7 protein-coding genes are annotated in these 6,251 nt (G+C 71.1%); 3 read left to right on the top strand and 4 right to left on the bottom strand.

All coding sequences use genetic code 11. The annotated features are described in order from the left end of the window. Together ABT08_RS05460 and ABT08_RS05455 are read right to left on the bottom strand one after the other, a co-directional pair. The coding region (locus tag ABT08_RS05460) for a M3 family metallopeptidase (protein WP_288114190.1) at positions 1 to 1,153 on the bottom strand (1,153 nt) is incomplete at its 3' end. Positions 1,154 to 1,185: 32 nt separating this feature from the next. Further along, positions 1,186 to 1,860 (bottom strand): SDR family NAD(P)-dependent oxidoreductase, encoded by a 675-nt coding sequence (locus ABT08_RS05455; RefSeq protein WP_056208673.1) that lies wholly within the window; start codon positions 1,858 to 1,860, stop codon positions 1,186 to 1,188. Between the two features lie 108 nt (positions 1,861 to 1,968). Between ABT08_RS05455 and ABT08_RS05450 the strand changes: the two genes are divergently transcribed. The 3 genes from ABT08_RS05450 to ABT08_RS05440 are packed head-to-tail and all read left to right on the top strand — an operon-like array spanning position 1,969 to position 4,059. Beyond that, a complete protein-coding gene (locus ABT08_RS05450; protein WP_288114189.1) occupies positions 1,969 to 2,568 on the top strand; it encodes a winged helix-turn-helix domain-containing protein in 600 nt (199 codons plus the stop codon). A 1-nt stretch (position 2,569) separates the two neighbouring features. Further along, entirely contained in the window at positions 2,570 to 2,788 is a 219-nt protein-coding gene (locus tag ABT08_RS05445) for a hypothetical protein (protein ID WP_288114188.1), read from the top strand. Next, positions 2,785 to 4,059 (top strand): MFS transporter, encoded by a 1,275-nt coding sequence (locus ABT08_RS05440; RefSeq protein WP_288114187.1) that lies wholly within the window; start codon positions 2,785 to 2,787, stop codon positions 4,057 to 4,059. Before ABT08_RS05445 ends, ABT08_RS05440 begins: the two co-directional genes overlap by 4 nt. Here ABT08_RS05440 and ABT08_RS05435 read toward each other — a convergent pair. Continuing rightward, complete coding sequence (locus ABT08_RS05435; protein ID WP_045248372.1) at positions 4,032 to 4,280, bottom strand: hypothetical protein; 249 nt, start codon at positions 4,278 to 4,280, stop codon at positions 4,032 to 4,034. The genes ABT08_RS05440 and ABT08_RS05435 overlap by 28 nt on opposite strands. Further along, positions 4,280 to 6,251 (bottom strand): valine--tRNA ligase (valS, locus tag ABT08_RS05430; protein WP_288114186.1); only part of this gene is annotated, 1,972 nt, incomplete at its 5' end. The genes ABT08_RS05435 and valS, both read right to left, overlap by 1 nt.

Here is a 6,251-nt window from a genome sequence, read left to right as displayed (position 1 = left end):
CGAAGCCCAGACCGTAGAGAGCGGATGCCGCGGCGAACACGCCCTCGGTGAGTACCCGCTCCGCCTCGAACCACGTCCGCAGTGCGGCGGTGTCGAGGTCGAGCGTCGCGGCCCGCACCTTCTCGGTGTAGTACGCCCAGTCGTGGGCCTCGATCTCGAACGGAGCCGCCTCGCTCTCATTCACGATCTGCTGCAGCGCGTCGGCCTCGGCACGGGCGTTGCGCGCGGCCGGAGCGGCGAGGCGGAACAGCATCTCCCGCACCGCCTCCGGGGAACCGGCGGTCTGGTCGGACGTCACGTAGGCCGCGTGCGACGGGTAGCCGAGCAGCTCGGCACGCTGCGCGCGCAGCCGCACGATCTCGAGGAGCACGTCGCGGTTGTCGTGCTCGCCCCCACGGATACCGCGCGACCGGGAGGCGGCCAGCAGACGCTCGCGGGTGCGGCGGGAGGTGAGCCGTGACAGGTACGGATGACCGGTGAACAGCGTGAGCGACACCAGATATCCATCGAGCCCGCGGTCGGCGGCGGCCCGGGCCGCGGCGGCGAGGTCACTGTCGGCGAGACCGGCGAGGTCTGCGGCATCCGTCACGTGCAGGGCGAGCTCGTTGGTGTCGGCCAGCAGATGGCGCTCGAACGTGGTCGTCAAGACCGACAGGCGGGCGTTGAGATCGCGAAGGGTCTGCTTGGCGTCGTCGTCGAGCCCCGCGCCGGCGTGCGACATCACCGTGTAGCGCCGTTCGACGAGGTAGCGCTGCTCCGGGGTGAGGTCGAGGTCGTCGCGGGCCTCGTAGAGTGCGGCCACCCGCGCGAAGAGCGCGGGATCGAGGGTGATCGCGTCGGAGTGCGCCGAGTTCAGCGGGGCGACGGTCTCCTCGATCTCCTGGATCTCCGGCGTGCCGTCGGCGGAGCTCACCGTGTAGAACGTGCGCGAGACGCGGCCGAGCAGGTCGCCGCTGCGCTCGAGGGCCTCGAGCGTGTTCTCGAAGGTCGGCGGCTCGGGGTTCGCGGTGATGGCGGCGACCTCGGCGCGCTGCTGCGCGAATCCCGCGTCGAATGCCGGCAGGTAGTCCGTGACGGCGATCGCGGCGTAGTCCGGCAGCTCGTACGGCAGCACGGAACGATCGAGAAGGGGATGGCGGGACGTCGTGCTCATCCCGCCAGCCTACGCCGCGGCATCGCGTCGATTCAGAGGGTCGACACGCCGCGGAACGTGTGTCCGGCGGCGATCGACGCGCCAGAGACGGCGGCCGCGGGTTCCGAGGAGAGGTAGGCGACGAGGGCGGCGATCTGCTCCGGAGTCGAGGGCCCGGGACCGACCGCGGGCACCGGGTGGTCGTCGTCGAACACGTTGCCGGGGTTGACGACGTTGACGGTGATGCCGGTGCCGGCCACGCTGTCGGCGAGGGCCTTCGCCGCGAGGATCAGGGCGGCGTTGCGCACCGACGCGACGACGCTCGTGGACGAGCGGGCAAGCTGCCCGGCGATGCCGATGATGCGGCCGGACCCGCGGGCGCGCATGTGCGGGAGCACCGCGTTCGCGAGCCGCAGGAAGACGAGCGACTTGGCATCGACCGCGGCCGCGACGGCCGCGGGGGAGAACGCGTCCGCCGGGTCGAGGGTCTGCGCCGCGGGCGCGGCGGTGACCACCAGGATGTCGATCCGCCCGTGCCGGGCGATCACCTCGTCGACGCCGGCGACGACGGATGCCTCATCCTGGCCGTCGATCGTGACATCGCCACCCGATCGGCCGGCGGTGACGACCACGGCGCCCTCCGCGGCGAGGGTCGTGGCGATGTGACGCCCGAGGTAGCCGGTGCCGCCGACGACGAGGGCCACGCGGTCGGTGATGCCGAGATCCATTCCTCGATCGTACGTCGCGTGGTGTGCCGAGCGCCCTGCCCGAGTGTCCGGATGCGTCGATGCAAAGCAACGTTTGCAAAGTAACACGTGCAAAGATATCTTTGCGATATGACGAACGAGATCCCGCTCCCGACGACCCGCGAACAGCGGGTGCTCGACGGCGGCGCACTTCGGGCCCTCGCTCACCCGTTGCGGGTCGAGATCTACGATCTGATCTCGCAATACGGCCCGCAGACGGCGAGCACCCTCGCGGCGATGACGGGGGAGTCCTCCGGCGCCACCAGCTATCACCTGCGCGCACTCGCGAAGCATGACCTCATTCGAGAGGTCGAAGGTCAGGGAACCGCGCGCGAGCGCTGGTGGGAACGGCCTCGCGGCGGCGTGCAGATCGGCAGCCCCGAGGCGGTGAAGACCCCCGCGGGCCGCGCGGCGACTCAGGTCGTGCTGACGGAGTTCCTCAACCGGCGTCACCAGCAGCTCATGGACTACGTGGGGGCGAGCCTGCGCGAGAACGGCGTGTGGGACGACAGCGCGATGATCACGACCGCGACCATCCACCTCACGGCGGCGCAGGCGGCCGACGTGGTCGCCCAGCTCCAGGCCGTCATCGACGGCGCCGTAGACCGATACAAGGACCAGCGCGGCGAGGGTGTCGTGCCCGTGACGGTGCACGCCGATGTGTTCGCCCTCCCCGAGAAGGGACGATGAGATGACCCTCCTGACGGCTGCCCCCGAAGCCCGCACCACCACCCGCTCCGCCGATGAGCGGCTGCTGCGGGTGCTCGCCCGCCTGCTCGAACGAGCCGCCGACGACATCCACCGCCGCCGCGCGTGCGCCGATGAGCGGGCGGCGCGTCTCGACGCCTACGTCGCACAGCGCAGCACCGGCACCGCAGCGCGTCAGCTCGGACTGCTGCCGCGGTCATGACCACCGCAGCGATCAGGCCGGCGGCACCGCCGCTCGGCCGCCCGTTCCGCACGCTCTGGACAGCCACCGCCTTCAGCAACATCGCCGACGGCGTCGGTCGCACCGCAGTGCCGCTCATCGCCACGACACTGACGACCGACCCGTTCGTCATCGCGATCCTCGGCGCTCTCGCGTTCGTGCCGTGGCTGGTGTTCGGCATTCCCGCGGGCGTCATCGTCGACCGGTTCGATCGGCGCCGCATCATGGCGCTCGCCAACACGCTGCGGCTCGGTGCCGCGGTCTGGCTCGGGGCCCTCGTGGCATCCGGCGCCATCTCCGTGTGGACGCTGCTGGTCGGCACCCTCGCGTTCGGCATCGGCGAGACCCTGTTCGAGAACGCCGTCAACGCCGCCGTCCCCGCGATCGTCCCTCGCCAGCGGTTCGACAGCGCCAACGGCTGGCTGCAGGCGTCCCAGGTGACGATCGACAACTTCATCGCCACGCCCATCGGCGGTCTGCTGTTCGGCCTGTCCATCGCCCTGCCGCTCTGGGTGGGCGCGATCGGCTATCTGGTTCCGATCGCCCTGGCCCTGCTGCTGCCGTCGCTGGCCGTCTCGCGGCAGACCGACGAGCAGACGGATGCCGCGGCATCCGTGCCCGTTCACGGCGCCCGCCCCGCGCTGCGCTACCTCTGGCAACACCGCTACCTGCGTGCGGTGGTGCTGTTCACGTCCGTGGTGGGAGCGCTCCTGAGCTTCGCCCAGGCGCCCACGATCCTCTACTTCCTCGAGGTGCAGCACGTCACGCCTGCGGCGATCGGCTTCGTCACGGCGGGGATCGGGCTCGGCGCCCTCGTGGGGTCGTTCGTCGCGGCGCCTCTGGTGCGTCTCCTCGGCCGCGGCCCGGTGCTGCTCTTCGCGAACGTCGTCGTCGCCGTGTCCCTCGTCGCGGTGGGTCTCGCTCCCGACGTCGTCACCGCGATCGCGTCCTACGCGGTCATGGCGTTCGCGGTGTCGGTGTGGAACGTGCCGTGGGGAGCGCTGCGGCAGCACCTCATCCCCGCGCACCTGTTCGGTCGCGCGCTCGGCATCATCCGCACCGTCACGTGGGGCGTCTTCCCGGTGGCGACGCTGCTCGGCGGGCTCGTGGCGCGATCCGACCTCCGGCTGCCGTTCACGATCGCGGGCGCCCTCACGCTCGTCGTCGCCCTCAGCGCCTCACGGCTGCTCGTGCGGGGCACGCCGCGCGCCTACGCGGCGGCGGATCAGGCGAACTCGTCGTCGGCGTCGTGACGCACGACGGGTGAGCCGGCGGCATCCACCGTCACGATCACGCCCGTGTCGAGTTCGGCGATCGGCCGACGTTCGAGCCAGGTGAGCGTCCATCGCGGACGCGGCTGACCGAGCGGGTCGGCGGGCAGCGCCCGCTCCACCGAGGCGATCGCGTCGTGCAGCACAGCCGGCACGGCCGACGGGGGCGTGTCGCCCGCCGTCCACCGCGTGCCGAGCTGCATCAGGCGTCCGCCGTCTCGAGCTCGATCGACTCGACTGTCAGCGCGTCGCCCTCGACGTAGTCGATCTCGGCGATGCGGCCGACGGCGCGGAGGTCCCCCTCGGCGGATCGCAGGAGTGCGATCTGCGCGGGGGTCGCGGCGATCACGAGACGCGTGACCGGCGTCTTCTGCGAGGCCTTGGCCTCGGTCTTCGCGCGGCGCACGCCGATGAGCGCGTCACCGACGGTCGTGAGCACGCGGGGGTCGCCCTCGAGACCCAGCGGGGCGGGCCACGCGGCGTGATGCACAGACCCCTCTTCGAACCACGACCAGGTCTCCTCGGCCGCGAACGACAGCACCGGCGCGAGCAGTCGCACGAGCGTCGACAGCGCCAGGCGCAGCGCGAGCGCGGCGGACGCCTGACCCACGTCGGTCTGGTCGTAGGCGCGCTCCTTGACGAGCTCGAGGTAGTCGTCGCAGAACGTCCAGAAGAACGACTCGGTCAGCTCGAGCGCCCGGGCGTGGTCGTAGCCCTCGAACGCGCGCGTCGCCTCGGCGACGACCGTGTCGAGGGTCGCGAGCATGCTGCGATCGAGGTCGTGCGTCACCGCGGCGCCCTCCGGCACCGGGAAGGTCAGCACGAACTTCGCCGCGTTGAGCAGCTTGATCGCGAGGCGACGGCCGATCTTCACCTGCGTCGGGTTCTGCGGGTCGAACGCGGCATCGGTGCCGAGGCGGCTCGACGCCGCCCAGTAGCGCACGGCGTCGGAGCCGTGGGCATCGAGGATGTCCGCGGGCGTGACGACGTTGCCCTTCGACTTCGACATCTTCTTGCGGTCGGGGTCGACGATGAAGCCGGAGATCGCGGCATCCGACCAGGGCGCCCGGCCGTCCTGCAAGACGCTCCGCAGCATCGTCGAGAAGAGCCAGGTGCGGATGATGTCCTGACCCTGCGGGCGCAGATCGAACGGGGCGACGAGGCCCCAGAGCTCCTCGTCGCGCGCCCAGCCGCCGGCGAGCTGCGGGGTGAGCGACGACGTCGCCCAGGTGTCGAAGATGTCCTGCTCGCCGTCGAAGCCGCCCGGCACGCCGCGCTGCGAGGGGTCGAAGCCCGCGGGCACGTCAATGGTCGGATCGACGGGCAGCTGACCGAGGTCGGGGGTGATCACGCGGCGGTAGTCGCGGTCGCCGTTCTCGTCGAGGCCGTACCAGACCGGAATCGGCACCCCGAAGAACCGCTGGCGCGAGACGAGCCAGTCGCCGGTGAGGCCACCGACCCAGTTCTCGTAGCGCACCCGCATGAAATCGGGATGCCACGTCATGCCGCGTCCCCGCTCGATGAGCGCGTCGCGCAGGTCGGCGTTCTTCGCGCCGTTGCGCAGGTACCACTGCCGGGTCGAGACGATCTCGAGGGGCCGGTCGCCCTTCTCGAAGAACTTCACCGGGTGGGTGATCGGCTTCGGGTCGCCGATGATCTCGCCCGATTCCTGCAGCAGCTCGACGATGCGCTTCTTCGCGCTGAACACGGTCTTGCCGGCGAGCTCCGCGAAAGCGGCCTGCGCGGCATCCGTCGACAGCGCCTCGGGGGCGTCGGCGACGATGCGGCCGTCCTTGCCGATGATCGTGCGGTTCGGAAGGCTGAGCTCGCGCCACCAGATGATGTCGGTCACGTCGCCGAAGGTGCAGACCATCGCGATGCCCGAGCCCTTGTCGATCTGCGCGAGCGGGTGCGCGAGCACCGGAACCTCGACCCCGAACACGGGCGTGGTCACGGTGGTGCCGAAGAACGGCTGGTAGCGCTCGTCATCGGGGTGGGCGACGAGCGCGACGCAGGCGGCGAGAAGCTCGGGGCGGGTCGTCTCGATGTGGATGTCGCCGCCGCCGCCGGTGCGATGGAAGGCGAGGCGATGGTAGGCGCCAGGCTGCTCGCGGTCCTCGAGCTCGGCCTGCGCGATCGCCGAGCGGAAGTCGACGTCCCAGAGCGTCGGGGGG

Origin of the sequence: Microbacterium sp. SCN 71-21, from assembly GCF_001725695.1 — a bacterium.
Taxonomy (GTDB): Bacteria; Actinomycetota; Actinomycetes; order Actinomycetales; family Microbacteriaceae; genus Microbacterium; species Microbacterium ginsengisoli.
Note: the sequence above shows the minus strand (reverse complement) of the source record. Positions and strands in the feature narration are given on the sequence as shown.